This is a genomic window from Paraglaciecola psychrophila 170 (assembly GCF_000347635.1).
Taxonomy (GTDB): domain Bacteria; phylum Pseudomonadota; class Gammaproteobacteria; order Enterobacterales; family Alteromonadaceae; genus Paraglaciecola; species Paraglaciecola psychrophila.
The window spans coordinates 5,338,167-5,365,041 of record NC_020514.1; the positions used below are offsets into that span (position 1 = coordinate 5,338,167).

The following is a 26,875-nucleotide window of genomic DNA, read 5'->3' on the forward strand; positions in this document are numbered from 1 at the left end:
CCTAATTTTAAAACATAGAGAATAAGATGGATTTATTACCAAGAGAAAAAGACAAACTGCTGTTGTTTACTGCAGCCTTACTAGCAGAACGCCGCCTTAAACGTGGGGTCAAGCTTAACTACCCAGAAGCCATGGCTTATATTTCTATGGAAATTATGGAAGGCGCTAGAGACGGCAGAACTGTGGCAGAAATGATGGACTATGGCCGTACTTTGTTAACCCGTGATCAAGTCATGGAAGGCATTGCAGAGCTGATCACAGATGTGCAAGTTGAGGCGACTTTCCCCGATGGCACTAAATTAGTCACAGTGCATAATCCAATTGTTTAAAGACAAAGCAGATAGAGGGCGAAAGAAATGATCTTAGGTGAAATAAAAACAGACGCAGGCGAACGTTTGCTCAATGTGGGTCGCGAAAAACTAGCCGTCACCGTTGCCAACTCAGGCGACAGGCCCATTCAAGTTGGCTCGCACTATCATTTTTATGAAACGAACGCAGCCCTGACCTTTGATCGTGAAAAGTGCAAAGGTTACCGTCTCGATATCACATCAGGTACGGCAGTACGTTTTGAGCCAGGACAAGAGCGTGAAGTCGCATTAGTGCCTTTCGCCGGAAAACGCCGGGTGTATGGATTTAGAGCCCTAGTGCAAGGAGAGTTATAGTTATGGCCAGTATAGATAAACATGCTTACGCACATATGTTTGGCCCCACAGTGGGCGACCGAGTGCGCTTAGCTGATACAGATTTATGGATCGAAGTAGAACAAGACGCGACGACTTATGGCGAAGAAGTCAAATTCGGTGGGGGTAAGGTCATTCGTGACGGAATGGGTCAAAGCCAAGGTTCATGTAAGGACACGCCAGACTTGGTGATCACCAATGCGTTGATCGTCGACCACTGGGGCATTGTCAAAGCAGATGTTGGCATCAAAGATGGTCGTATTGCCATAATAGGAAAAGCCGGTAACCCCGATATTCAAGACAACGTTGATATCGAAATCGGCCCCGGTACCGAAATCATTGCCGGTGAAGGTCTAATCCTTACAGCTGGTGGTATCGACGCGCACATTCACTTTATTTGTCCTCAACAAATCGACGAAGCCTTAATGTCGGGCGTGACCACTATGATAGGCGGTGGCACTGGCCCAGCGACAGGTACCAATGCTACCACTTGTACGCCGGGTCCTTGGAATATCCACAAAATGCTGCAAGCCACCAATGACTTCCCCATGAATTTTGGCTTTTTAGGCAAGGGCAACGCTAGTTTACCGATAGCCTTAGAAGAACAAATTGAAGCAGGCGTATGTGGTTTAAAACTTCATGAAGACTGGGGCACCACCCCCGCAGCCATAGATAACTGCTTATCGGTTGCTGAAAGATACGATGTGCAAATTGCGATCCATACCGACACCTTGAATGAATCGGGCTTTGTAGAAGATACGATAGGCGCATTTAAAGGTCGCACCATCCACACCTATCATACTGAAGGCGCTGGTGGCGGGCACTCACCCGATATTATTCGTGCTTGTGGTGAGCCGAATGTGTTGCCATCATCCACCAATCCAACACGCCCCTACACCATCAATACCATTGATGAACATTTAGATATGTTGATGGTCTGCCATCATTTAGACCCTTCTATTCCTGAAGATATTGCCTTTGCCGATTCACGTATTCGCAAAGAGAGCATTGCCGCCGAAGACATCATGCATGACTTAGGCGCCATCAGTATGATTGCTTCTGATTCACAAGCCATGGGCCGAGTAGGTGAAATGATCACCCGCACTTGGCAAACCGCTCACAAGATGAAGCAACAAAGAGGGCCATTAGCTCCAGATACTGAGCGTAATGATAATTTCAGGATCAAACGCTATATCGCTAAGTACACTATCAACCCTGCCATCAGCCACGGTATTAGCCATGAAGTGGGGTCGATTGAAGTAGGTAAACTGGCTGATTTAGTATTGTGGAAACCGGCATTCTTTGGCATTAAACCGGCGATGATCATTAAATCAGGTTTTATTGCAGCTGCCCCTATGGGCGATGCCAACGCATCGATTCCCACACCTCAACCGGTTTATTATCGCCCTATGTTTGGCTCGTATGGTTTAGCCTCGGCTAAAATATCGATGACCTTTATGTCTAAGGCTTCTATCGACTTAGGGGTGCCTGAAAAAGTAGGCATGACACGGATGATTGGCGTGTGTAAAAACACCCGTAACATTGGCAAAGACGACATGATCCACAATAGCTGGCAACCACACATCGAGGTAGACGCACAAACCTATGAAGTCCGTGCCAATGGTGAGTTACTTACTTGTGAACCGGCTACTGTCTTACCTTTAGCCCAACGCTACTGTTTATTTTAATAGAGCTTCATAGAATGCTCTTATGCTGCATTGTTTTCGTATTTATGATGAGTCACATATTACTTATATGCTCCTCACCAGAAAAACTCGATAACTTTGCCTAAAACGTTCTATTTTGCACAAACCGACTTTGCAGATTGCATTATAAATTTGAAAAAATAGGAATTGAATAAAACATGTTACAAGCATTTGAACGCCTATCTCATAGTCATTCTCCAATTGATGATTCAGTGACGTTAGATCAAGACACCCGTAAGAAAGCGCGGATTAAGATCAGCACCGACCAAGGTCAAACCTTGGGCATTTTTATGCAACGTGGTCATCCTCTGTTGGTGGGCGAATTATTAAAAACCGAGTGTGGTTTACTGATTGAAGTAAAAGGCAAAGCAGAAGACGTTTCCACAGCTATTGCTACTGACTGGATGGACTTTAGCCGTATTTGTTATCACTTAGGCAATCGCCATACATCTTTGCAAATTGGTGAGTTGTGGGTGCGCTTTAAACCCGATCACGTATTAGAAGAGCTAGCCAAAAATTACGGTTTATCGATTGATCGGACTGCGGCGGTATTTGAACCAGAAAACGGCGCTTATGGAAGCCAAAAGTATCCCCACAGTCATTCCCATTCTCATGATTGAAAGCACGACTAAGCAAAGCCCGTTAGGGCTAAACCGGCTATTGCAATTATGCAGTGCCAATTTGCCTGTAGGCGGGTTTTCGTTTTCTCAAGGTTTGGAGTATGCGGTGGAAATGGGCTGGGTGAATAACCCCGAATCCACCAAAGAGTGGATCAGTTTTAACTTAAATCAGTCTATTGCTTATACCGACTTAGCCTTGTTAAACCGTTTGCAAAATGCATTAGTAGAAGATGATTTTGGCAGTTTTCATACATGGAATCAACACGCACTAGCATGCCGTGAAAGTAACGAATTATATTTAGCCGATGTGGCTATGGGTAAGGCGCTGATGCGTTTGCTCAAGGATATTAAAAGCATTGACAGTCAACACTATGTGCAGTTAATTAGTGAAAAAGAAATCAGTTTTGTGAGTGCCTTTGCTTTAAGTGCTCACCTGTTTGGACTTGAATTAAATGTAATGCAAAGTGGTTTTTGCTGGGCCTATATCGACAACCAAGTTGCTGCAGCCACAAAGTTAGTGCCGCTAGGTCAAACTCAAGCGCAAAACTTGTTATTTGAATTAAGCGAACAAGTTGCAGAAGCTATAGAGCAGGCCAATCAAATTGATGATGAAAATATTGGTGCCAGTTTACCGCGCTTAGCTATGGCAAGCGCTTGGCACGAAACCCAATACACACGTTTATTTCGTTCTTAAGCGAAGAACATAAATTTAGAACACTAACAAAAAACGTAATCAATAAATTTTATTTAAGAAGAAGTGAATTATGACAAAAAACAAACAAATTTTACGTATCGGTGTAGGTGGTCCCGTAGGGTCGGGTAAAACGGCTTTATTGCGTATGATATGCCTTGAACTCAGAGATAAATACGATATGGCCGTTGTTACCAACGATATTTATACCCGTGAAGACGCGGAATTTTTAACTCGCCATGGCGCACTTTCAGCAGACCGTATTTTAGGCGTAGAAACAGGTGGTTGTCCACACACCGCCATCCGCGAAGATGCCTCGATGAACCTAGCCGCTATTGATGACTTACAAGAACGTCACCCCAATTTAGACTTTGTACTCATTGAAAGTGGCGGCGACAACCTAAGCGCCACTTTTAGCCCAGAGTTATCAGACCTAACCTTGTACGTGATTGACGTATCAGCCGGAGATAAGATCCCCCGTAAAGGTGGCCCCGGTATTACTAAGTCAGACTTGCTGATCATCAACAAAATTGATTTAGCTGAATTAGTAGGCGCCTCGTTAGAAATCATGGACAGAGACGCGAAAAAAATGCGAGGCGACAAACCCTTTGTTTTCAGCAATATGAAAACCAAACAAGGCCTGGACGACATAATCCAATTTATTGAAAAAGAAGGCATGCTGCAGATATAACAGCAGCGCTACATTAACCCAATTGAAAATTAACTAATTAAGGAACCTCCATGAAATACTTATTCACATTGATATGTCTTATCGTCACCAGCAGCGCTATGGCTCACGAAGACCACGCCCTTGGCGAAAGCGTACACTTTGCCTATCACATCGCTTTTTGGAGCTTATGTGCGCTAGTTGTGTATAAAGGGTTTGCTTGGTTTAAAGCGAGAAATATCAGCAAAAAAAGATAACTTTGGGGAGTCTAGTTGTGTTGGGATCCTCTTTTTGAGAGGGCACATAACGGCTATTGTAAACCGTCAGATCATATACCGATCACTTATGGTGATTGGTAATAGTGCCATCAAGTAAGTTGTTTAGTTCAAGAAGTTCTTTATCGAAGCGTTTTTGACGTTTATCAGCCCAAATCCATATGGCAATAAACACCACGGCAACAATACATGATGAAATAACCGCTTTATGTATGAGTTTTTCTATAGGGAATATATCGTAATAAAACAGAGCAAAGTATTGAATACCAATCAGCACTAATACCGGCCAAATTGAGTGTTTAGTAATAAAGGCAATTTTGCTGTTATTAGCGAGTTGTTTTTGTAATTGTTGTATATATTTTTCGGTTGATTCGCTAGACCACCCAAGAGAAAACCTTCTTAACCAAGTCAGATAAACAACAAAAGGTACAGATAATAATAAAATTGCCAGAACAATCCGTTTAGTCACGATATCTAACTCATCCATGTACTGCCATATCAATACAAAGGGAATAACCACGCTCAGCACATCAAGACACACATACAAATGCTGCTTTACCTTAGTCCAGCGCCACTTTTTAGTAATAGCCTGTATATCTGGTTGCTCTGCAGTTTGCCCCTGCCAAAGTTGGCTAAGTGGGTCTTGGATATCAGACATGCTGAATGCTCTCCATCAATACTTTTCTCGCTCTGTTAAGAATCACCCCAGCGTTGGAGCCACTTATACCGCAAGCTTCAGCTATTTCGCTGTAGCTCAATCCTTCCATCGACATGGTAACTACTTGGCGCGTTTGTATGGGCATTTTCCTAATTTCTTTAAGCATGGTTTGTATCTGCTGTTGTTGAGCTATTTGCACATCAGAGCTCGGCTGCTGACTTGGCTGCGGTGTTTCTACTTCACAATAAGAGTCGTTACGAGGTTGCTTGGCATGATAAGCCACATGGGTAATCGCTTTATTATGAGCGACACGTAATACGTAAGTTTTAACACTGCTATCACCTTTGAATTTTTCTAACGCCTGCCACACGGCCAAAGAAATTTCTTGCAACAACTCTTGTCGCAAATGAAAATTTGCTTCATAGGTCGTAGCCACGCGGCCTAATAAGGCGGCATGTTCTTTTAAAATTTGGCTAAAATCCTTGCTCAAGTGGCTCTGTATTCCCTAAAAGCGAACGTCAAAATTGTAGGTTCAGTACAATAGTCTGCATTTAAATAAAAATATTACACATTTGTTGTAATAAGTTTTTGTTACCCAAGACTATAGGTTTAAAGGTAAATGAAAATAGTCCATGAACCTTTATCCCACTGCTAACACATGACTTAGGAGTCACTTATGGATCCCCTTAAAATTATCATTTTATTATCTTCTCTTGCCGCGATTTATCTGACAATTTGTTGGTTAGATCACAAAAAAGGCTGGCAATTATCAAGCTGGATAAATGGCCGTTGCAGTAATCCTTTTACGCCGACACCAAAAGCCGCAGACAGTCAGGATGATAAAGATTTACTGATTAAACAATTGATAGAAAGAGTGCAAGTATTGGAAAAAATTGTCACTGAACCTAGCTATGAATTAAATAAAAAGCTTAATCAGCTCTGATTAAGCTTTTTGCTTACGCTTGTTAAATGGCAATTGTAGTTTACCCATAGCAACAGCATTTCCTAATAACACGACTGCCACACCAATAAATGCCTCTAAATGCCATTGATAACCTTCAAACACAGTAGATAATATCAAGGCAATAATGGGATAAACCAACACAACATATGCGGCTTTGTCTGAGCCCATTTGTTTGACCAGTTGCATATAACTTCCAAACGCCAAAACCGAACCAAACACCGACAAATAAAGCATCGAGTAATAGTAATGAGGATTGGTAGGGATCGTAAATTCAGCGCCGTTAAACATGGCCGCGGTGAAAATAAACACAACACCATAACTCATGGCCCAAAAATTCATTTGAATGACAGGTGTGCCATGGTCAAGGATCAACTCAGAGATGACATTGCCCATAGAAGCAAAAAAGAACGAGGCCAATGCAAAACTAATGCCTAATAACAGATATTGATTAGCACTGACCTTAGCAAATTCAGGCAAGAATATTAAGCCTATACCAAACATACCCAAGGTTGCGCCTATCATGACTTCTTTACGAATAGGTTTATTTAATAGAACACGTCGTAGTAAAACATTCACATACACCATACCTGAGCTCATTAACGCCACAATCGCGCTAATGATATATTGTTGGCTTTGATATAAAAGGGTGTAATCAAGAGTATATAAACATAACCCCACACCGGCCATTTTAATATGGATATGCCTAGGTAGGTGTAACGATAAATTTTTAATTTTGCAATAGGTAAACAGGATAATGGCAGCAATCAAGAAACGATATGCGACCGAAAGCACAGGGTCGACTTCACCAAATTGATAAGTGATGGCCAGCCAAGTGGAACCCCAGATAAGCACTACTACAGAAAAAAGGACAGGGTTAGACAACGGTTTATTACTCTTGATGAAAGGTTATACTAGTGGCAAGTTTACCCAGTAAAGCCCTATAAGTGATTCGTTTATGAAAAAAATACTGCTATCCATCGCTACTTTTGTCTGTGTGTTATTAGTTATCGTGGTCTTTCGTGCGACCACTACTTTTGAAAACAATCAGTATCAGGTCACAGAGTCTTTAACTCTAATTACATTAGACGAAAATGCAGCAATCGACAGATTTAGTCAAGCGCTACAAATCCCCACCATTTCCTATGACGAATCCAGCAAGCTTGATCACTCAGCATTTCAAGCGTTCCACCAACATTTAGCCCAGTCTTTTCCATTAGTACATGCACAAACAAAGCTTACCAAGTTCAATGATTACAGCATGGTTTACCGTCTAAAGGGTCAAAATCCACAGCTCAAACCTGCACTTTTTATGGGGCATATGGATGTGGTGCCGGTTGATGAGCAAACTAAAGACCAATGGTTACAACCGCCATTTGGCGGAAAAGTAGTGGACGGGGTGATTTGGGGTAGAGGTGCAATAGACGACAAGGTCAGTGTGCTGGCACTAATGGAGTCCTTAGAGTGGTTTTTAGCAAACAATAAAATACCACAAAGAGATATCTATTTTGCCTTTGGTCACGATGAAGAGGCAGGCGGCGAAGGTGCAAAAGCGATAGCCAAATATTTTGTTGAGCAAGGTATCCAGTTTGAATTTATCTTAGACGAAGGGGGCGTGATTACCGACGGTATTATTCCCGGTACAACTCAACCCATAGCCCTAATTGGCGTGGCCGAAAAAGGCTTTGTGAATTTTAAGCTTAGCGTGAATGCTGAGGGTGGACATTCATCACAACCACCAGCACATACTGCAGCGGGCATTTTAGCCAGTGCCATAGTGAATATAGAGAACAACCCGTTTGATGCACGAACTGAGTTTTTTGAATTGATGTTCGATAACATTGGTTATTCGATGCCGTTATCCCAACGTTTACCTCTGGCTAACTTATGGTTATTTGAACCATTAGTACTTAGCAAACTTCTTAAAAGCCCCAGCTCAGCAGCAAGCGCGCGCACTACAACAGCCGTCACTATGTTACAAGGCAGCACTAAGTCAAACGTACTCCCTACTATTGCAACCGCAGTGGTGAATTTTAGAATATTACCCGGCGATACCATAGACAGTGTTCAAGCGCACCTTGAACGCGTAATCGATGACTCTCGAGTGGTACTATCTACTGAACTGGCCAACGAAGCATCAGCAGTATCACCCACCGATAATATTGGTTTTAAGCTAATCGAAAGCTCAATCAGACGTTTGGACGACAATGTGCTTATCACGCCCTACCTAGTATTAGGCGCAACAGATTCAAGGCATTTTCAGGCACTATCAGATAATATTTATCGCTTTATGATGGTCTCACTCAACTCAGACACACTAAAACAGTTCCACGGGCTGAATGAGCAAATCACTGTTAAAGACTATTTCAACGCCATCCAATTTTATTATGCGATGTTGGAGCAGTCGGCAGGAGCCTCACCTTAGTAACATTTAATGACTAAACAACTGATTTTTACGAGCGTAAAACCAAGTTAACGTTAGCAGGAATAAAGTAAAGATAATAGTAACAGGTTCGAATAGATCGCCCAGCAACGCTCGATACTTTTTCGCCCAAAACAGGGCGAAAAAGCAATGGCTAGTAAGCATAAAACCGCACCAAAAATTTATATATTGGGCCCACTTCACTTGCTTTAGTCCATACCAAGCTAAATTGCCGATGAAAACCGTTACAATTAACAATACAGTTGGGATAATAAAGTGTTTACCGATAATAAAGGTTTGCAACACTGCGAGTGATGCTAACAATGCAAAAACAGCCATTAACCAATCGAGTCCATAACTAAGGGTCATTTTTTTCATTGTTTTATCCACTTGGTTGAGTTGTATTATTTATCAGCTAGGCCGACTAGTTTGGAAAACCATCACACTGATTTGCCTGTTTACCGTCATCATACCAGCTAGCCCGTTCAGCCCAAAAAATATTGTAATTGGGTTCAATATTTTGCCGAGCATCTAAACTGCCTGCAGGCACAATCAAGGCTTTGCCACTTTTAGTCACAAAAGGCAGGCCCGAGCCACATTCAGTGCAAAACACTACGGTAAAATCACGGTCTGGATAGTTGAATTGTTTTTTATGTACTTCGCCTGCCGTCCATTTTATGGCGTCAGGCTCAGTAATTAAATTAGCCGCATGCGCCGATCCAGTAATTTTTTGACATTGTCCACAGTGGCAAAAATAGAAACGTTTGAAATCATTCACCACTTTATAAGTAACAGCGCCACAAAGGCAGCTTCCAAAGATCTTATCGCTCATGTGTTCTCCTAAATTAATCTGAGACTAAGCCTACTGGGTTAGATGAAGAGTGAAACTAGCCTACCTATTTTACCTGAAGTAAAATTACCTTTTGAGCCAATTTGCTTAGCGTTAATTGAGCTTTGCAGCATTTCAAATTAACTACTGGCTTCACTCAATCCAACCTCGTTAAAATAATACCAGACATTGAAAGGACAAGGTGACTCCATCGCCATACAATTTTAGAATTGGAATAATATGCAAGCGGAAAGTAGCGAGCCAAAGTATAATAAATTACCAAAACTACGCTTTTTTAAACAAGTTCATGAGAGATATAAATGCAAAACAGATACGCTGCTGTGTCAGTATGGTTACATTGGTTAATGGTGCAAATGTTTATAGGTGTTTATTCTACTATTGAGCTACGCGTTATATTTCCACGTGGCTCAGAAGATCGCGAACTGATTAAAACTGTACATTTTTTGTTAGGACTTTCGGTTTTTGTAGTGGTGTGGTTGCGCATTTTAGCGCGAGTTGTCACCGAAACTCCAAGCCGCGAAAGCTATGGTAAATTTCAAACTTACTTATCAAAATTTGTGTTTTTTGCACTCTACGCTTTAATGATCGTCATGCCCCTTTTGGGTTGGTCTATCGTCAGTTCCGAAGGGCATATTATTAATATACTGGGCTTTGAATTACCGTCTCTTCTCGATACAAATAAAGATCTTGCCCACGACATTGAAGAAATACATGAAACCTTGGGTAAAGTTGGCTATGGCTTAATTGCCCTGCATGCCATTGCAGCTTTGGGTCATCATTATATTAAAAAAGATGACACCCTAAAACGTATGTTGTGATTTAAGGAATAAAGTGGAATACAATCATGAACACAAGTCGGAGCGTATAAGTTGGATACGAGCCGTAGTATTAGGTGCCAACGACGGCATAGTGTCGACTGCGAGCTTAATTATTGCCGTAGCCGCTTCGCAGGCGGCTGGCGATAACTTATTCACCGTGGGTATGGCAGGTTTAGTGGCAGGTGCTATGTCGATGGCCGCGGGTGAATATGTATCTGTTAGTTCTCAAACTGATATTGAAAAAGCGGAACTGGCACTAGAAAAAAGTCACATTCAACAGAACTGGGCGCTAGAAGTAGAAGAGTTAGCTAACATTTACCACGAAAGAGGTGTTGAGCCACAGTTAGCCAAACAAGTTGCCGAACAATTAATGGAAAAAGATGCCATAGGCAGCCACGCTAGAGACGAACTAGGAATAACCGACTTATCCCAAGGTAATCCACTACAGGCAGCGGTATATTCTGCGCTGTCTTTCTCAGCAGGGGCCTCATTACCGGTGATGATGATATTACTGGTTAGCCAGGCGGCATTAATGCCAGCCGTCATCTGTATTTCACTATTGTCGCTTGTTGTTTTAGGCAGCATATCAGCTCACGCTGGTGGAGCCTCTAAAACTAAAGGCGCAATACGAGTGTTATTCTGGGGTAGTTTAGCGATGGCAGTATCAATGGGGGTGGGCAGTCTATTTGACGTGAGTATATAGTCACTTGTAAAGATAATACCCGTTACTTAATATCAAAAGTAACGGGCCGAATACTCCCTAATTAGTCACGCACTTCGCCATCGCCCATCACGATAAATTTTTCCGTGGTGAGGGATTCTGCGCCCATTGGCCCATAAGCGTGTAATTTGCTGGTAGAGATACCAATTTCAGCACCTAAACCTAACTGGCCGCCATCAGAGAAACGTGATGAAGCATTTGCCATGACCACTGCAGAGTTAATCCGGCGGATAAAAGCTTGGGTTTTAGAATAATCTTGGCTCACAATAACTTCTGTATGCCCTGAGCTATATTCTTCAATATGTTCAATTGCTAGCTCAAAATCAGCGACGACTTTCACTGCTATTTCCATAGCTAAGTATTCTGCATGCCAATCTTCTTCGGTCGCGACTTGTGCACCACTGAAATAATCGATGCTGTTTTCACAAGCGTGAATAACAGTGTTGTATTCGGCTAATAATGCCGCCGCTTTAGGCAGAAACGTTGCTGCAACATCTTGATGTACTAATAATGTTTCTAAAGAGTTACATACGCCGGTACGCTGCGTTTTACCATTTTTAAGTATATTCAACGCCTTCACTTCGTCAGCTGCGCTGTCTACGTATAAATGGCACACCCCTTTGTAATGCTGGATTACAGGGATACGGCTATTTTCGCATACAAAACGAATTAGCCCTTCGCCGCCTCTAGGGATAATCAAATCAATGGATTCATCTAGTGTCATCAACTCATTCATCACGGCACGGTCTGTATCAGGCACAACTACCACAGCTGCAGGATCGAGTTGCTGTTTGGCTAGGGCAATTTCAATGCATTCAGCCAAGGCTAGATTTGAATGTATGGCTTCTTTACCACCCCGTAAAATCACGGCATTACCTGCTTTTATGCATAACGCAGCAGCATCGATGGTCACATTAGGTCGTGATTCGTAAATCATCGCAATCACGCCTAACGGAATACGCATTTTGCCCACTTGAATACCGCTTGGCATACGCTGGATATTAGCAATATTGCCTACCGGATCAGCTTGACCTGCAATCTCGATCACGGCATCAGCAATGCTTTTAATCCGCTCTGGGTCAAGTGCTAATCGGTCAAGCATGGCTGCGTCTAAGTTGTTTTCTTTAGCTGCGTCTAGGTCCTTAACATTAGCGACTAAGATGCTATCAGTATTAGCTATAAGCGCTTCGGCTATATCAGTTAGAAGCTGATTTTTTTGCTTCGCTGTTAAGTTAGCGACTTGGCGAGCTGCCTTCTTGGCTTTTAGTGCCGCTTCGGCAATTGAGAAACTCATGTTGTTGATCCTTATGTAAAAAATTTAATCTAAAGATTAGATGTTTATAGCAGCACTAAGTCATCACGATGGATGACTGTTTCACCCAAAGAGTAGCCTAAAGTGGCTTCGATTTTTTGGCTGTTTAAACCCTTGATTGATGTTAAGTCCGTTGCGCTATACAAAACAATACCTTTGGCAATAGCGTTGTCCTTGTAGATAATATTAACCGCTTCACCAGACAAAAACCGTCCATTGACCTCTATAATACCAGAGGGTAATAGGGATGCGCCATTTTCTAATAAAGCGTGTTGAGCTCCGTCGTCAATTTCGATAGACCCTTTCACTTTTAAAGTGTGTCTTAACCAGTTGTCACGAGCGTTATCTAAACTCTTATTGGGATTGAATAAGGTACCTGGAGAATTTCCTTTCGCCAATTCTTCGAATACTGTTGGGTCACGGCCATTTACAATCAAAGTCTGGATCCCTGAATCCACACATTTTTGTGCTGCTTGAAGTTTAGTATGCATACCACCCGTGCCCATGGTACTGCCCGCACCACCAGCTAAACGGTAAACGCTGTCATCAATAACATCCACTTCAGGTATTAACTTAGCATGCGTATTGCTTCTAGGGTCAGCGTCATATAAGCCGTTAATATCAGAACAAATAATCAGGGTATCTGCTTCTGCCACAAGCGCGGTATAGGCTGCCAGATTATCATTGTCGCCCACTTTTAGCTCGTTAATTGCCACTGTGTCATTTTCGTTAACGATGGGTAACGCGTTATTTTTTAGCAATTCTCGCAGGGTATTTTTAATATTGACGTAACGGGTACGATTATGTAAATCATCAGACGTTAGCAATATCTGTGCGCAATCGAAATCAAATAAGCTTGCCCAATTTGCCATCATTTGTGTTTGTCCAATCGCTGCCATGGCTTGTTTTTCTACAATTGAGGGATGGTGTTTAAACGCTATTTTACCCTTTCCAGCGGCAACACTGCCTGAAGAAACCAAAATCACTTCTTTTCCTTGTTTACGACTATCGCTAATAAATTGGGCAATAGGCCTTAGGTACACCTGACTACATTGATTATTTGGCGCAATTAGGCTGCTACCCACTTTAATCACTGCTCGTTTCCAATTAACCTTAAACATACCTTACCTCGCGATTTTATCGTGTTTAGAGTACGATAAAATAAAACAGAAACAAGCCATTGTAATTATAAGCGATGATCTAAAAGATCATCTGTTGACGGGCTAATTCTTTCTAAAATAACGATTATGAAAGAAAATTGAGACCAATCGGTCATAATACGGGTTACTTTAAGTAAGAATTACCCTCAAGATTATAATAAAATATAGCTACGGGTTATAAAAATACTACATATTGGCTCGAACATGAATACTTACCACAATCAGGGAATACAATGTTTAATAAACTCATCACTATAGCAGTGCTGACGTTTGCGACTATTGGCTCGGCAAATGCAGCGATAAATCAAACTAAGGGCAACTTTGAAGATAAGTTTCGCCAATTAGACGAATCACTACCGACCCCTAACGTATACCGTAACGCTGCAGGCGAACCCGGACACGAATATTGGCAGCAACAGGTAGACTATAAAATCAAAGCGAAGTTAGACGAAGAAAAGCGTCGAATAGAAGCTAGCCAAGTCATCACATATCACAATAATTCGCCCGATACGCTTAAGTACTTGTGGATGCAATTGGATCAAAACGTTTTCCGCAATGACTCGATGTCAGCTATGACAACCGATTTTGGTGGGTCCAGTAATCGTGGACCAGCATCATCATCAGCCTCTAACAGTGAGCCAGCAAAACTCAGTTTAGGTGCCTTACGTCGCCAACAGTTTACTAGCGATAATGTATTGGGTTATGACATCCAATCGGTTAAAGATACAAATGGCAAAACCCTGAAACATACGATTGTGGGTACCAACATGCGTATCGACTTACCGACTCATCTTAAGCCAGGTAAAAAAGTCGAATTTAGTATCGATTACGCCTTTAATATAGTGGAAGAAGATGCAGTCTCAGCTCGTTCAGGTTACGAGCACTTTCCTGACGACGAGCGCAAAGGTGGCAATGGAGGCAACGATATATTCTTGCTTGCTCAGTGGTTTCCACGTTTGCATGCTTACACCGATTATGAAGCTTGGACAAACAAAGAATTTCTTGGGCGTGGTGAATTTACCTTAGAGTTTGGTAACTACGACCTGGAGTTAACTGTACCTGCAGATCATATTGTTAGTTCAACAGGTGCATTACAAAATCCTAAAGACGTATTAACCTCGACTCAACGCAAACGCTTAAAAGAAGCAGAAAAAGCGGCTCGTACAGTATTTGTCGTGACTGAAGAGGAAGCTTTAGAAAACGAAAAAGAAGGTACAGATAAATTTAAAACGTGGAAATTTAGAGCTGAAAACGTCAGAGACGTAGCATGGGCTTCATCACGTAAATTCATGTGGGATGCCCGAGGACATCAACAAGGTGGTAACGACCAACCTCTTGTTATGGCTATGTCTTTTTATCCTAAAGAAGGGGGCGATTTATGGAAGAAATATTCTACTGAAGCCGTGATCCAAACCTTAGAAGTGTATAGCCGTTTTTCTTTTGATTATCCTTATCCCGTGGCGCAATCGGTTAACGGCCCTGTAGGTGGCATGGAATACCCGATGATCACCTTCAATGGCCCTCGCACTGAATTACAAGACGATGGTAGCCGTACCTATTCACAGGCAGAAAAGCGTTTCTTAGTGGGTGTGGTTATCCACGAAGTGGGGCATATTTATTTTCCTATGATCGTCAACTCAGACGAACGTCAATGGACTTGGATGGATGAAGGCCTCAACAGCTTTTTAGACGGTGTAGCAGGTCGTGAATGGGATCCAACTATTCCTTGGGGCGTAGAGCCGCGCGATATCGTGAGCTATATGAAGTCGTCTAATCAAGTACCTATTATGACTCAGTCAGATAGTGTGTTGCGTTTAGGTCCTAATGCTTATACTAAACCTGCTGCGGCATTAAATATTTTGCGCGAAACTATTTTAGGCCGTGAGTTATTTGATTTTGCTTTTAAAGAATACGCACAGCGCTGGAAATACAAACGTCCTACACCTTCAGACTTTTTCCGCACCATGGAAGAAGCTTCAGGTGTTGATTTAGATTGGTTCTGGAGAGGTTGGTTTTATAGCACTGATCATGTGGATATTTCGTTAGATAAAATTTCAAAACTGCGCATGGATACTAAAGACCCAGATATTGACTTCAATCGCTTACGCCAAGAAGAACTAGACAAGCCTATGTCTTTCACTGATGAGCGAAATAGTGCCGAAGGCAAAAAACTTTGGGTCGAGCGTTTCCCTGACATAACTGACTTTTATGACGAAAACGATCGCTTTACAGTGACCAATAAAGAGCGTAACAAATATAAAAAATTCCTGAAGGACTTGAAACCTTGGGAAAAGACAGCTTTTGAACGCGCCGTAAAAGAAGACAAAAACTACTACGTGTTAGAGTTTTCTAATAAAGGTGGTTTGGTGATGCCGATTATCTTAGAACTTACTTTTGCTGACGGCAGCATGGAAAATCAATATATCCCTGCAGAAATTTGGCGCCGTACACCTGAAGCAGTGAATAAAATGATAATCACTGACAAAGATAAAGAATTGGTTAGTGTTACGGTTGATCCACGTTGGGAAACAGCCGACGTCGATATAAGCAATAACCATTACCCGCGTCAAATTATCCCGTCACGTATCGAAGCCTATAAAAAGAAAAAGAGTACCCAGAAAGTATCTCGCGATATCATGCAAGATATTAAAACTGAGCTGAAAGAAGACAGTGACATCGAAGAAGATGAAAAAGATAACGATGAATAAAATCGTTAATTACTTAGTAGGAGCGCTGCTGTTTGCAGCGTTCTCACTTTCAGCTCACCAACAAAAGTCAGCTATTAGCACTGTTTTGTTTAATCCGCGTACCGAGAATATCGAAATCATGCACCGTTTTAGGGTGCATGACGCTGAACATGCAGTAAGAGAAATATTGGGTAAAGATGCAGATATCATCGACTCAAAAAAGACTCAAGAACAGTTTGGCGAGTATGTTAATCAACGCTTTAGTTTATTTGATAGTGATAAACAATCACTTCCACTAAAAATGGTAGGGGTTGAATTAGATGGCAAATTTTTCTGGGTTTATCAAGAAACAACACAACCTACCAAAATAGACAACATGACAATACGTCATGACGCACTGCGTGATCTTTGGCCTGAGCAGGTCAATACTATTAATGTTGAGGGTAAAGGAAAATTACAAACACTGACTTTTACCGATTCAGTTGAATTACTAAAACTCACGTTCGAACACTGAATCATTACTTTGCAACAAAGCTGATCTAGATCAATATAGGCTAATGAACATCACCTAAAATCACCTCGATTATGAAGTTATCTAACAGAGGTGAATCATTATGTGGGATTTAATACTGCACGACCCAGTGGCTTGGGGCTCTATTCTTGGTATAGTGGTAGTCATGGGCGCTTATTATGCGTACTTGATTATCCATAATGCTAAAAATAATATTTAAACTTTTACGTCTTATCTAGCACAACCACCTAGTAAGGCTGGCCCATAGAAAAAGGTAGTGTACAAGCACGTTGCACTGATTCAGGGTTACCTATCATCTCGTCATAAGGCGATTCGTGGAGCATTTGCGCGGCTAATATATTACAGCTGTCAAACGCATCACGGATGAACTGCGAGCTATGAAAACGTTTAGGGCTATCACCTTCGTATACCAAACCAGTGATGTCACCAATGGTGAGCTTAACTAGGTATACATTCATCTCGTAAGAACACACAGTGAGCATATCCACAGTAATAGAACGCGACTCAATATCTTTAATCCAAAATTTAGTTTGCTGCACAGACATTGCTCTTAAAAAACCAATTAGTAAGCTGAATACGTAATCATGAATGAATTGGTTCAGCTAAAAAATTTAAGAGTATATAGCTGTGAATATGTTGCCGACAAAGCAGAGGTTTATCGTTTAACTGCCTAATTAAAACTAACAGTAGGCTATAATAATAATTCAAGGCAGCCAAAAATCGACGTAATGAATAATAAGCAGGTAATCAAAACATCTTCCACAGATTAGTCTTTCAGCCCACCTTTGCAACAATCATAAACTCCTATAGTATGAATCAAGTAAACAATTAGATACAGGGTATACAACCCATTCAAAACAGGTTTATACGGAGTTTCAGGGATACTAATAATTAACCTATCACAGGCTTGGTTTAACAATGGCAAAGATGCGTAAAGCCATGATCTTTTTGAAAAGCTCATAAAAAGAGATGCTGAATTAATTAAACGAGTCAACGAATATAAAAGGTATAACAAACACATCAAACCTGATTCCGCAAGCAGATTACTTTCTTGCAAAACACAAAAAAGCTTCTAACTAGCTAAGCTATTATATGCAAAGTGATAGCTACTTTAATCGACATGGAGATGTTATGAAAAAATTTATGCTGTTTATGTTTATTTTGTTAATTTCAAAATCTGCAATAGCTAACAACAATGAGCAAGCTCTCAATGAGATAGTAAAATCATTCGAGAGTGCGATAATCAACAAAAATAAAAGTAAATTTTTGAGTCTATTTTTAGACGGCACAGTGTCTTGGATTGGCGTGCACACTACAAATGATTTTGAAAAAGAATTAAAGTGGGCCAATTCAAAAGAAGGTAAAGGGTTAAAGCGTCAAATTGGGAATAAATTCCGTGAACCAGCCAAATATAGACACAGCACACCTGAAATATTCATAGACTCTATTATAGATAGTACTAAACACCCGAGAGAAGAAATATCTAATGTGAAAATCGTTAGTGATGGTGAGGTAGCTACAATATATTTTGATTACATATTCTATGATGGCGACAGAAAAAGTAATTCAGGAAAAGAGAACTGGCAACTTGTAAATACGGGTAATGGTTGGAAAATCAATGCAGTTAATTTTTCAATATTAAGAGACTAGAAAATTAGCTCGCACGAACTTCAAACTAAAAAAATCGAACCTATAACAGATACTGTATTACTGCCAGTTTTCAACTCGTTCCTCATCTTAGCCAGCTATTATTTGCCATTTAATGTGGCATTATCTATTTCACTCAATTTAATGAACTACCAAGGATTATTATGAAAATATTGACCTGTGTTGCAAAAATTACCGCTAAAGAAAAGCACAAAGAAACGGTGTTATCTGAATTATCTAAAATTGTTATTCCTACTCAAAATGAGCGTGGTTGTATAAATTACGATCTGCATGTGGACAATGAGAACGATACAATTTTTATGTTTCATGAAAATTGGGAATCAGAAAAAGATTTAGAAGCACATCAAAAGTCATCGCATATTAAAGAATGTTTTAGTGTGATTGGTGAAATGCTAGATTCAGTTGAAATATCAAAGTTAACAAAAGTGATTGTAAAATAAGTAGTTAACAAACGAGGCAATTAAGCAGGACTAAAAATAATGGGTCTTGCTTGTGCCTTGCTAATTTTCGCCTATTACTGAGTCGTTTGCGAACGCAACATGAGGTATCCCGCAATTTTCTAAAATATAACGTTTTATTGATACAAGGTGAGCAATGCAACAACCATTAAAAGAAGTGTTCTGTTCAGAAATGCATAAAGCTATTCGTTTATATAAAAAGAATCAGCTGGACTCTGCATTTTATCATCTTGAACGAGCTCATATTCTTGGTCAGTTATTTATCATCCCTCATACAAAATCACATTGGTGGATGTTGAAAGTCGGTTTCAGGAAACGTAATTTCAAAGAGGTATTGGGTCAAGTGACAAGAATTATCGCTTCAATACTATTTTCTAAGATCTGGGTTCCGTCAGGTAACACCGGAGGAACGGATGTAAATCCATTTAAATCGATGTCAATACCGGACGATTTAAAGATTTTTTTGGAAAAGAAAACATAACCAGAATTTAAAACGGGACAAAGTTAAGTGGTCTATTTTCGTAGCTCCCACTATTCAAACAGCATTTCCTGCCCGTTTTAGGGGTTAAAGTCCTAGATAAAAAATCAACTAGCTCCCTGATAAAACCAAGCGCCTAATCTTCATATCCCCAAGGAGCGGCAGGTGTTGGTATTGGCTTGGTTAAATCAAAATCCACTCTAAACTCTCTACCTTCTCGCACTAAGCGGTACGTAAACATTTCTGGATAAATATAGATTTGCCAAGTGTTGGTGATAGATTGCGGCAGACCTTGCTGAGCGAATAATTCTTTTGAGTATTGGTCAACAGGAAAAGATTGGATTTGGTTGTAACCAGCGTCCTGTGTATGCCCACCATACATAGTCACTGAGTCATCAGTACCATCTTTATGTCGGTGATCATGTTTTAGACTTAAACCGCTACCCGTTTTTTTAATTATCCAAGTACGCGATGCATTGTCTCCCACATAGAAGGGTATTTGTAATTCAGCTTGATCACATTTGCGTACAAACATTACTAATTTTGCATCGAATGCGGGACTAGGCTGGTTATCTACCGCCACTTTTCCTTCAAAAGCCTTACCACAGTGCTGCGCAAGATTAGAGAAAAAAGCATCATGTGTAGGTATTGATACCAAAGGGGCTTGGCTGGCAAAGGCTGCATTACTGGTAAGAATAAAGGAAACTAAGAGCCATTTTTGTATATTCATTTGTTATTCTTCTTATTGGTTTTTTGACTATTCATAAAATGCTTACTGGTTTAAATATGTTAACGAATTCATCGCGATAATATTATTTCAATTACTAGCCTCTACCATCGGCCCTGTTGCATTAATAATATCTGCCTTCCTAAATAACAACAATAATCCGTTAATCAGTATGCTTACTCCTAGGGTCCATTCAATCCATACCGGTAACGTATAAACCACCAGAGTTACCATGATTAAAGAGTATTTTATCCATTCTAAATTAATAGCTAAGGGGTTATTTTCCAAAACCAAACCAGCAGAAATACTGCCATAAAGAACAAAACCCACCACCAGAACTTGCTCTGCAAGCGTAAAAGCAGAAACATTCATCATCAGTAACAAACCAACAAACACCAACAATGAATACTGTATTAGGCTGTAAAATTTGTTTGTCAGAGACAGCGAAACATCAAATTTTCTAAATTGCGTGAGATCAACTTTACTCAAAGGATAATTTTGTTCAACATCAGCAGGTCGCCAACCAGTGCGTTTAAACCAGATGAGTAGCTTGTCTTGCCAACGATTTGCATGCCAGCAATCTTTACCTAACTGCGCATAAACATGTACGTTCGCCCACAGTGGATTCCAGCTTTTTAATGCTTTTCGAATACCATAAATGGGTTTATCACTATCCAACTCTTCTTGAAAAGAGCCAAACAACCGGTCCCAAAGAATAAATACGCCACCATAGTTTCGGTCTATATAGATTTGGTTTTGTGCATGGTGCACACGGTGATTAGAAGGGGTTACAAACACCCATTCATACCAACCTAGCTTAGGAATATGCCGGGTGTGTACCCAAAATTGATATATTAAGTTTAATGAACCCACCGTGATGAGCATAATAGGATCAAAACCCAATATTGCCATAGGTAAGTAAAAAATCCAGCTGAAGAAGCTGCTACCACTTTGTCGTAAAGCCGTGGTCAAATTGTATTCTTCACTAGAGTGATGCACCACGTGAGCAGCCCACAATATGTTCGTTTCGTGACCGAAGCGGTGTTTCCAATAATAACAAAAATCATAAAGCACAAACGCAGTCACCCACATCCACCAACTCGATGATATTTGAAACATAGCCAACTGCTCATAAGCGACCACATAAATTGTGAGAGGCAATAACTGCTTAACAACGCCCGTCATTCTGCTCAACACACCTGCGGTCAAGCTATTAATACTGTCGTTAACACGATAATAATCGGTGCTTTTATTTTTTTCCAACAACAATTCGATTAAAATTAAGAGGAAAAAAAAGGGCACTGCGTATAAAATAACATTCATACTATTCCCACGCTTCTTAAAGTAGGTAAGTCACACATCTAGTCTAATGGCCTATTAATTGACAGTCTATATAAGAATACAATTACACTATATTACACTCTACGCATATCATTTAGATGGAATTTTAAGTACGCTAAATCGACATGTTAATCACAGATGTTTGCTTAACGGGGAAATCATGAGTGAAGAATCAAAAAAATCGTTAGTACCACATTTCGTTATAGCTGCAATTGTATTGGCAATTGTCCTAGCCGTTGTATTTTGGCCCGCTGAGCCTGAACCAGTTATTATTGCGCCTGTTGAACCTGTTATCGAGCCGATAGTCGAGCCGATAGTCGAGCCTATTATTGAGGCGCCGCCTGTTATTTTTATTCCAGAAGTAGTAGAGCAGCAACCTGAGCCCGAAATTATCCCAGAGCCTGAGCCATTAGATACAAGCGATGGCACAGTAAAGACTAAATTATTAGCTCTATCTGACTACGAAGCATTCGCACGTTTGCTGATTGATGAAGCCTTACTAGAGCGCTTTGTAATAATGACTAATACCTTGGCTGATGAAAATTTAGCTGATAACAATAGAGTATTAGTGCAGCCAGAAAAGCCGTTTCGGACTTACAGGCAAGCCGATAAAGAATGGATTGATCCTGCAAGCTTTAAACGTTACGTGCCTTACGTAGAAGTATTTGAGTCCCTTGAAACAGAATCACTATTGCAGTTATATCAAGAATACAAACCAGCTATAGAAAAAATATTTTCTGAAATAAGTAGTCCATCAGATAGTTTTGACGAAAAACTTGAAGAGGCAATAGATGTATTACTAAATACCCCTGAAGTGCCTTTCCCGGTTGAAGTATATTCCGACAGCGTAATGTACAAGTTTGCTGATAAACAACTTGAATCTTTAACTGCTCCTCAAAAACAATTGTTACGCACAGGGCCTGAAAACATGCGCCGTATCAAAACCAAATTACGTGAGATAAAAGAAACACTGTAATGACAACATTCGACTTAGGGACTTTTCAAAAACAAATCAGTTCTCAAAATGCGGCAATGCCTCCTGTAGACAAATGGGATCCTGAATTTTGCGGGGACATTGATATACAAATAAAGCATGACGGCAGTTGGTTTTACATGGGCACACCAATTGGCCGCAAACCCTTAGTGAAACTCTTTGCCAGTGTTTTAAAACGTGAAGAAGAACATTACTTTCTAGTCACACCTGTAGAAAAGGTAGGTATTCAAGTCGAAGACGTACCTTTTCTCGTTACTCAATGGCAGAAAGAGAACGATAAGTTGGTACTTACAACCAACACAGGTCAAGATTTAATAGTTAGTACAGAAAATCCGGTAAAAATATTTGCAGACAAAAAAACAGGTGCATACCTACCTTACGCTTTAGTCCGTAGAAATTTATGGGCCCGTTTTCATCAAAATGTATTTTACCAACTCGCTGAGTTGGGAGAAGAGCAAGAGTTAGATGGCAAGCGTCATCTAATATTTAACAGTGATAACTATCACTTTAGTCTCGGCGAGTTATAACAGGACGTCTTAATATGAAAAATAAAATTTTAAAATCTGCCTTGGCCTTGGCAACCTTAGGCCAACTTTTTTTAACTAGTGCAGCCATAGCCACCACCGAAGTACCGGTCACAATTATCCATGCTGGTAGCCTAATCGATAGCACTTCAGACAAGGTGATAAAAAATGCGTCGGTGATTATAACAGACAACAAAATCACAGCGATCAACGAAGGATTCACTTCAGGGAGTAGTGAAGATACCGTTATTGATTTATCTGATTACACCCTGATGCCAGGTTTTATGGACATGCATACGCATATCTCTAGCCAAAACAGCGGCCCGGCTAGTTATATGGAAGCCTTCACCTTGAATGAAGCAGATTATGCAATTAAAGGTGTGATGTACGCTGAAAAAACCTTGATGGCAGGTTTTACAACAATCCGAAACTTAGGTGATGGTAACAACGAAACGGTTGCACTGAGAAATGCAATTAATAAGGGGATGGTAAAAGGTCCACGTATTTACACTGCAGCGAAATCTATTGCTACAACAGGTGGCCACTCCGATCCAACCAATGGTCGCAGTAAATCAATAATGGGCGACCCTGGGCCTCTCCAAGGTGTCATTAATGGCGAAGCTGAAGCTCGTAAAGCAGTGCGTCAACGTTATAAAGATGGCGCAGACTTAATTAAAATCACGGCAACAGGTGGTGTTTTAAGTGTAGCTAAAAGTGGTCAAAATCCTCAGTTTATGGATGATGAACTCAATGCCATTGTTGCAACGGCAAAAGACTATGGAATGACTGTCGCAGTTCATGCCCATGGTAAAGAAGGTATGTTACGCGCGATTAAAGCAGGCGTGACCTCAATTGAACACGGCACTTATATGGATGAAGAAGTGTTTAAGCAAATGAAAAAACATGGCACTTATTATGTACCGACCATCATGGCTGGTAAATGGGTAGCTGAGAAAGCCAAAATTGATGGTTTCTTTCCCGAACTTGTAAGACCTAAGGCAGCCGCAATTGGCCCCCTTATTCAACAAACTCTTGCTAACGCCTACAAAGCAGGGCTGAAAATTGCATTTGGTACTGACTCTGGTGTTTCGGCTCACGGTGACAATGCCTTAGAGTTTGTATTTATGGTTGAAGCAGGTATGAAGCCCATTGAAGCAATACGTAGTGCCACCCAAAACGCAGCTGACTTGCTCAATATCAGCGATACTGTAGGCACCATAGAAGTCGGTAAACTAGCAGATTTAGTTGCTGTTAAAGGTGACCCTTTAAAGCAAATTTCACTTTTACAAAATATGAACTTTGTAATGAAAGACGGCGTGGTTTACAAGAATATGTAGGTTGACACCAAGCCTTATTACAACGATTTTGTATATATTAAATAAGTGTCTTTCAGAATTTTAAAAAACTTTAAATGGAGATATTTTGGTGAAAAAATTTCTTTCTATATTACTGCTTGCAGCAAGCGCCAGTTCAATAGCGGCAGATAGCTTTGATGCCACAGCAGAGAAAATTAAATCAGCGTTAAAAGCTGAAATCAGAACTGAAGTTGAAACCGACCGAGACAGCAACCGAAAAGCACTTCAGACGTTGGATTTTTTTGAACTTCGTGACGATATGAAAATTATTGAGCTTATTCCTGGTGGAGGCTGGTATACCAAAATTCTGGCACCCGTGGTCAGTGCTAAAGGCGAATATTATGCTGCTTTGGGTACTGGACGTATCGAAAATTTACTTAAAGAGCCTGGGTTTGAAAAAATCAAAATTGTCGCAGAAAACGCTAAACTTTATCGTAAAGATGGAGAGCGTTTTTATTCTTTAGAAGCAGACACTCTTGGGGTAAAAAATCTTGATATGGTGTTGACGTTTCGCAACTATCATAACTTTGGAGAAGAAGGTCGCCGCAATATGAATAAACTGGCCTTTGAGTCGCTCAAGCCAGGTGGTGTTTATGCCTTAGTAGATCATACTTCTCGACATATGGAAGAACAAAATCCTGCTAACCGTCGCCGTATTGATCCTGTCCTTGCCATCAAAGAAATCCAAGAAGCTGGATTTGAATTTGTTGATTATAGCGACCTACATTACCGCGCTGATGACGAGTTACGTTACGAAGTAGGGGTTAAATCTGTTTCTGGAAATTCCGACCGCTGGACCATAAAGTTCCGTAAACCAAATTAAACATGACGGTGTTCGTTAAGATAAAAGATCGCTAAGTTAGCGACCTTTTTTGATCACGTATTGATAAGGAGATGTGACACTCTGGACATCCACTAATTCATGATCCATAAAACGGCAAAAACTGGGGATATCGCGGGTAGTGGAGTGATCGTCAGCTGTCACAGCTAACGTTTCACCCACGTTCATTTCTCGAATTTTTAAACGTACCATCATCACAGGCTCTGGGCAGAGTAAACCTAAAGCATCTAATTGATAATCAGCAGATTCGAATCGACTTAAATCTTTCACTTGCTAACTAAATCCCATAGTCCAAACGATATTGCTGGATATTAGCTAAGTGCTCAGCCATATCTGCTTTATCACTCAGATAATCAACCAAATCAGCTAAACTGACGATAGAAATCACCCTAGTATCAAAATCACGCTCAACTTCTTGAATGGCCGATAACTCACCTTGCCCCTTTTCTTGCCTATCTAAAGCAATCAGAACCCCTGCAAGTTGGGCATTATTGGCTGCGATCAGTTGCATAGACTCACGAATAGCCGTACCGGCGGTAATTACGTCGTCCACCAGCATGATTTTACCCGCAAGCGGGCTACCGACTAAATTACCGCCTTCACCATGGGTTTTCGTTTCTTTGCGATTAAAGCAATAAGGCTTATCTACATTATGTTTATCTGCTAACGCCACTGCCGTAGAAGTAGCAATAGGAATGCCTTTGTACGCAGGGCCAAATAACACATCGTATTCAATACCTGATGTTTGCAACGTTTGCGCGTAAAACTGTCCCAATTTGGCCAAGTCGCCACCGGTATTAAATAAACCCGCGTTGAAAAAATAGGGGCTAATTCGACCTGACTTAAGAGTAAACTGACCAAATTTCAAAACATTCCGAGCTAGAGCAAATTCAATAAAAGCACGTTGATAATCTTGCATGATGACGTCCTAGTTTAAAGCTAACTTTTGCTCGTCGAACAACTCACGAATACCATTTTTCGCCAATTCCAACATTTCATTTAGCTCGTTATAATCAAAAGGTTCGCCCTCTGCAGTGCCTTGCACTTCGATAAATTTGCCGGTGTCGGTCATCACTACGTTCATATCAGTTTCAGCATCAGAATCTTCAAGATATTCTAAATCGGCAATAGCGGTGCCTTTGTAAACACCTACAGACAAAGCTGCAATCATATGTTTAATGGGATTAGTTTTGAGAATACCTTTAGCACGCATCCAACTAAGTGCATCAGCCAAAGCCACGCATGCACCTGTAATCGAAGCAGTACGTGTACCGCCATCAGCTTGAATAACATCACAATCAACAATAATAGTGTTTTCGCCTAGCAACTTTAAATCGACTGCTGCACGCAATGAACGTGCGATTAAACGCTGAATTTCAAGAGTACGTCCACCTTGTTTGCCACGAGCGGCTTCACGATCAGAACGAGTATGCGTAGCCCTTGGCAACATACTGTATTCTGCGGTTACCCAGCCTTTACCTTGGCCTTTCATAAAACGAGGCACACCTTCAGTTACTGAGGCATTACACAACACCTTAGTATTACCAAACTCAATCAATACTGAGCCTTCTGCATGACAGGTAAAATTGCGGGTAATAGTAACGGGGCGAATTTGACTGGCGGTTCTTCCACTTGGACGCATGATTTTCTCCTAAATAATAGTGAACGGAATTATAGAGGCTTCCGTGTAAATTATCTTAAGTTTTAAACAATTAATTGCCCTAGACCC

Annotated in this window: 33 protein-coding genes; 20 read left to right on the forward strand and 13 right to left on the reverse strand. The window is 40.8% G+C overall.

The annotated features are described in order from the left end of the window. Positions 1 to 26 precede the first annotated feature (26 nt). The 7 genes from ureA to C427_RS23515 all read left to right on the forward strand — a co-directional run bounded on the left by ureA (position 27) and on the right by C427_RS23515 (position 4,621). Positions 27 to 329, forward strand: a complete 303-nt coding sequence (gene ureA, locus C427_RS23485) for an urease subunit gamma (protein WP_007636723.1) — start codon at positions 27 to 29, stop codon at positions 327 to 329. A 27-nt stretch (positions 330 to 356) separates the two neighbouring features. After that, a complete protein-coding gene (locus C427_RS23490) occupies positions 357 to 662 on the forward strand; it encodes an urease subunit beta (protein ID WP_007636722.1) in 306 nt (101 codons plus the stop codon). Positions 663 to 664: 2 nt separating this feature from the next. Continuing rightward, positions 665 to 2,368 carry an urease subunit alpha gene (gene ureC / locus C427_RS23495; RefSeq protein ID WP_007636721.1) on the forward strand — a complete coding sequence of 568 codons (1,704 nt, stop codon included), beginning with the start codon at positions 665 to 667 and terminating at the stop codon, positions 2,366 to 2,368. 176 nt (positions 2,369 to 2,544) lie between these two features. After that, entirely contained in the window at positions 2,545 to 3,006 is a 462-nt protein-coding gene (locus C427_RS23500; RefSeq protein WP_007636717.1) for an urease accessory protein UreE, read from the forward strand. Beyond that, positions 2,960 to 3,700, forward strand: coding sequence for an urease accessory protein UreF (locus tag C427_RS23505; protein ID WP_007636716.1), 741 nt, complete (start codon positions 2,960 to 2,962; stop codon positions 3,698 to 3,700). The genes C427_RS23500 and C427_RS23505 overlap by 47 nt, the downstream gene beginning before the upstream one ends. Positions 3,701 to 3,770: 70 nt before the next feature. After that, positions 3,771 to 4,388, forward strand: coding sequence for an urease accessory protein UreG (gene ureG / locus C427_RS23510; RefSeq protein ID WP_007636715.1), 618 nt, complete (start codon positions 3,771 to 3,773; stop codon positions 4,386 to 4,388). A gap of 50 nt (positions 4,389 to 4,438) precedes the next feature. Next, on the forward strand, positions 4,439 to 4,621 hold the full coding sequence (locus tag C427_RS23515; protein ID WP_007636714.1) for a hypothetical protein: 183 nt from the start codon (positions 4,439 to 4,441) through the stop codon (positions 4,619 to 4,621). Between the two features lie 82 nt (positions 4,622 to 4,703). On the opposite strand, the gene C427_RS23520 is transcribed toward C427_RS23515, so the two are convergent. Both C427_RS23520 and C427_RS23525 read right to left on the reverse strand, forming a co-directional pair. Further along, positions 4,704 to 5,297: a hypothetical protein gene (locus C427_RS23520; protein WP_007636712.1), complete on the reverse strand. Its 594-nt coding sequence runs from the start codon at positions 5,295 to 5,297 to the stop codon at positions 4,704 to 4,706. Then, entirely contained in the window at positions 5,290 to 5,787 is a 498-nt protein-coding gene (locus tag C427_RS23525; protein WP_007636710.1) for an RNA polymerase sigma factor, read from the reverse strand. Before C427_RS23525 ends, C427_RS23520 begins: the two co-directional genes overlap by 8 nt. A 186-nt stretch (positions 5,788 to 5,973) precedes the next feature. Between C427_RS23525 and C427_RS23530 the strand changes: the two genes are divergently transcribed. Continuing rightward, positions 5,974 to 6,240, forward strand: coding sequence for a hypothetical protein (locus C427_RS23530; RefSeq protein ID WP_007636706.1), 267 nt, complete (start codon positions 5,974 to 5,976; stop codon positions 6,238 to 6,240). On the opposite strand, the gene C427_RS23535 is transcribed toward C427_RS23530, so the two are convergent. After that, the gene (locus C427_RS23535; RefSeq protein ID WP_007636704.1) at positions 6,241 to 7,143 is read right to left on the reverse strand and encodes a DMT family transporter; all 903 of its coding nucleotides are present in this window, start codon (positions 7,141 to 7,143) and stop codon (positions 6,241 to 6,243) included. A gap of 73 nt (positions 7,144 to 7,216) precedes the next feature. On the opposite strand from C427_RS23535, the gene C427_RS23540 reads away from it, so the two are divergent. Then, positions 7,217 to 8,683: a M20 family peptidase gene (locus C427_RS23540; protein ID WP_007636703.1), complete on the forward strand. Its 1,467-nt coding sequence runs from the start codon at positions 7,217 to 7,219 to the stop codon at positions 8,681 to 8,683. A 6-nt stretch (positions 8,684 to 8,689) separates the two neighbouring features. Here C427_RS23540 and C427_RS23545 read toward each other — a convergent pair whose 3' ends face one another. Continuing rightward, positions 8,690 to 9,058: a hypothetical protein gene (locus C427_RS23545; protein ID WP_007636701.1), complete on the reverse strand. Its 369-nt coding sequence runs from the start codon at positions 9,056 to 9,058 to the stop codon at positions 8,690 to 8,692. Between the two features lie 46 nt (positions 9,059 to 9,104). Next, positions 9,105 to 9,512 carry a GFA family protein gene (locus tag C427_RS23550; protein WP_007636700.1) on the reverse strand — a complete coding sequence of 136 codons (408 nt, stop codon included), beginning with the start codon at positions 9,510 to 9,512 and terminating at the stop codon, positions 9,105 to 9,107. A 317-nt stretch (positions 9,513 to 9,829) separates the two neighbouring features. Here C427_RS23550 and C427_RS23555 point away from each other — a divergent pair, with 317 nt between their 5' ends. Both C427_RS23555 and C427_RS23560 read left to right on the forward strand, forming a co-directional pair. Then, positions 9,830 to 10,348 carry a cytochrome b gene (locus C427_RS23555; protein WP_007636699.1) on the forward strand — a complete coding sequence of 173 codons (519 nt, stop codon included), beginning with the start codon at positions 9,830 to 9,832 and terminating at the stop codon, positions 10,346 to 10,348. Positions 10,349 to 10,361: 13 nt separating this feature from the next. Next, complete coding sequence (locus C427_RS23560) at positions 10,362 to 11,051, forward strand: VIT1/CCC1 transporter family protein (RefSeq protein ID WP_007636698.1); 690 nt, start codon at positions 10,362 to 10,364, stop codon at positions 11,049 to 11,051. Positions 11,052 to 11,112: 61 nt separating this feature from the next. Here C427_RS23560 and C427_RS23565 read toward each other — a convergent pair whose 3' ends face one another. Together C427_RS23565 and proB are read right to left on the reverse strand one after the other, a co-directional pair. Continuing rightward, positions 11,113 to 12,363, reverse strand: a complete 1,251-nt coding sequence (locus C427_RS23565; protein ID WP_007636697.1) for a glutamate-5-semialdehyde dehydrogenase — start codon at positions 12,361 to 12,363, stop codon at positions 11,113 to 11,115. 44 nt (positions 12,364 to 12,407) lie between these two features. Further along, on the reverse strand, positions 12,408 to 13,502 hold the full coding sequence (proB, locus tag C427_RS23570) for a glutamate 5-kinase (protein WP_007636696.1): 1,095 nt from the start codon (positions 13,500 to 13,502) through the stop codon (positions 12,408 to 12,410). A gap of 272 nt (positions 13,503 to 13,774) precedes the next feature. On the opposite strand from proB, the gene C427_RS23575 reads away from it, so the two are divergent. Both C427_RS23575 and C427_RS23580 read left to right on the forward strand, forming a co-directional pair. After that, entirely contained in the window at positions 13,775 to 16,249 is a 2,475-nt protein-coding gene (locus C427_RS23575) for a M1 family metallopeptidase (RefSeq protein ID WP_007636695.1), read from the forward strand. Next, complete coding sequence (locus tag C427_RS23580; protein ID WP_007636693.1) at positions 16,242 to 16,742, forward strand: DUF6702 family protein; 501 nt, start codon at positions 16,242 to 16,244, stop codon at positions 16,740 to 16,742. The genes C427_RS23575 and C427_RS23580 overlap by 8 nt, the downstream gene beginning before the upstream one ends. Positions 16,743 to 16,987: 245 nt before the next feature. Here the strand turns inward: C427_RS23580 and C427_RS23585 are convergent, their stop codons facing one another. Then, positions 16,988 to 17,305: a DUF6482 family protein gene (locus C427_RS23585; protein WP_007636689.1), complete on the reverse strand. Its 318-nt coding sequence runs from the start codon at positions 17,303 to 17,305 to the stop codon at positions 16,988 to 16,990. 586 nt (positions 17,306 to 17,891) lie between these two features. On the opposite strand from C427_RS23585, the gene C427_RS23590 reads away from it, so the two are divergent. The 3 genes from C427_RS23590 (at position 17,892) to C427_RS23600 (ending at position 19,367) form a co-directional block, all read left to right on the forward strand. Continuing rightward, on the forward strand, positions 17,892 to 18,410 hold the full coding sequence (locus C427_RS23590; RefSeq protein WP_007636688.1) for a hypothetical protein: 519 nt from the start codon (positions 17,892 to 17,894) through the stop codon (positions 18,408 to 18,410). A gap of 161 nt (positions 18,411 to 18,571) precedes the next feature. Next, positions 18,572 to 18,868, forward strand: coding sequence for a putative quinol monooxygenase (locus C427_RS23595; protein WP_007636687.1), 297 nt, complete (start codon positions 18,572 to 18,574; stop codon positions 18,866 to 18,868). A 154-nt stretch (positions 18,869 to 19,022) separates the two neighbouring features. Next, entirely contained in the window at positions 19,023 to 19,367 is a 345-nt protein-coding gene (locus C427_RS23600) for a DUF3703 domain-containing protein (RefSeq protein ID WP_034898952.1), read from the forward strand. A 133-nt stretch (positions 19,368 to 19,500) separates the two neighbouring features. Here the strand turns inward: C427_RS23600 and C427_RS23605 are convergent, their stop codons facing one another. Together C427_RS23605 and C427_RS23610 are read right to left on the reverse strand one after the other, a co-directional pair. After that, complete coding sequence (locus C427_RS23605; RefSeq protein ID WP_007636686.1) at positions 19,501 to 20,094, reverse strand: hypothetical protein; 594 nt, start codon at positions 20,092 to 20,094, stop codon at positions 19,501 to 19,503. An 87-nt stretch (positions 20,095 to 20,181) separates the two neighbouring features. Continuing rightward, positions 20,182 to 21,414 carry a sterol desaturase family protein gene (locus tag C427_RS23610; protein ID WP_007636685.1) on the reverse strand — a complete coding sequence of 411 codons (1,233 nt, stop codon included), beginning with the start codon at positions 21,412 to 21,414 and terminating at the stop codon, positions 20,182 to 20,184. A gap of 178 nt (positions 21,415 to 21,592) precedes the next feature. Here C427_RS23610 and C427_RS23615 point away from each other — a divergent pair, with 178 nt between their 5' ends. The 4 genes from C427_RS23615 to C427_RS23630 all read left to right on the forward strand — a co-directional run bounded on the left by C427_RS23615 (position 21,593) and on the right by C427_RS23630 (position 25,128). After that, positions 21,593 to 22,408 carry a DUF3014 domain-containing protein gene (locus tag C427_RS23615; RefSeq protein ID WP_007636684.1) on the forward strand — a complete coding sequence of 272 codons (816 nt, stop codon included), beginning with the start codon at positions 21,593 to 21,595 and terminating at the stop codon, positions 22,406 to 22,408. Continuing rightward, a complete protein-coding gene (locus tag C427_RS23620) occupies positions 22,408 to 22,953 on the forward strand; it encodes a DUF1285 domain-containing protein (protein WP_007636683.1) in 546 nt (181 codons plus the stop codon). The genes C427_RS23615 and C427_RS23620 overlap by 1 nt, the downstream gene beginning before the upstream one ends. A 14-nt stretch (positions 22,954 to 22,967) precedes the next feature. After that, positions 22,968 to 24,287, forward strand: coding sequence for a metal-dependent hydrolase family protein (locus C427_RS23625; protein WP_007636682.1), 1,320 nt, complete (start codon positions 22,968 to 22,970; stop codon positions 24,285 to 24,287). An 85-nt stretch (positions 24,288 to 24,372) separates the two neighbouring features. Then, positions 24,373 to 25,128 (forward strand): class I SAM-dependent methyltransferase, encoded by a 756-nt coding sequence (locus tag C427_RS23630; RefSeq protein ID WP_007636674.1) that lies wholly within the window; start codon positions 24,373 to 24,375, stop codon positions 25,126 to 25,128. A gap of 36 nt (positions 25,129 to 25,164) precedes the next feature. Here the strand turns inward: C427_RS23630 and tusA are convergent, their stop codons facing one another. The 3 genes from tusA to rph are packed head-to-tail and all read right to left on the reverse strand — an operon-like array spanning position 25,165 to position 26,788. Beyond that, on the reverse strand, positions 25,165 to 25,416 hold the full coding sequence (gene tusA, locus C427_RS23635; RefSeq protein ID WP_007636672.1) for a sulfurtransferase TusA: 252 nt from the start codon (positions 25,414 to 25,416) through the stop codon (positions 25,165 to 25,167). Positions 25,417 to 25,423: 7 nt separating this feature from the next. Further along, the gene (pyrE, locus tag C427_RS23640) at positions 25,424 to 26,065 is read right to left on the reverse strand and encodes an orotate phosphoribosyltransferase (RefSeq protein WP_007636669.1); all 642 of its coding nucleotides are present in this window, start codon (positions 26,063 to 26,065) and stop codon (positions 25,424 to 25,426) included. A 9-nt stretch (positions 26,066 to 26,074) separates the two neighbouring features. Further along, complete coding sequence (gene rph / locus C427_RS23645) at positions 26,075 to 26,788, reverse strand: ribonuclease PH (protein ID WP_007636668.1); 714 nt, start codon at positions 26,786 to 26,788, stop codon at positions 26,075 to 26,077. Positions 26,789 to 26,875 lie beyond the last annotated feature (87 nt).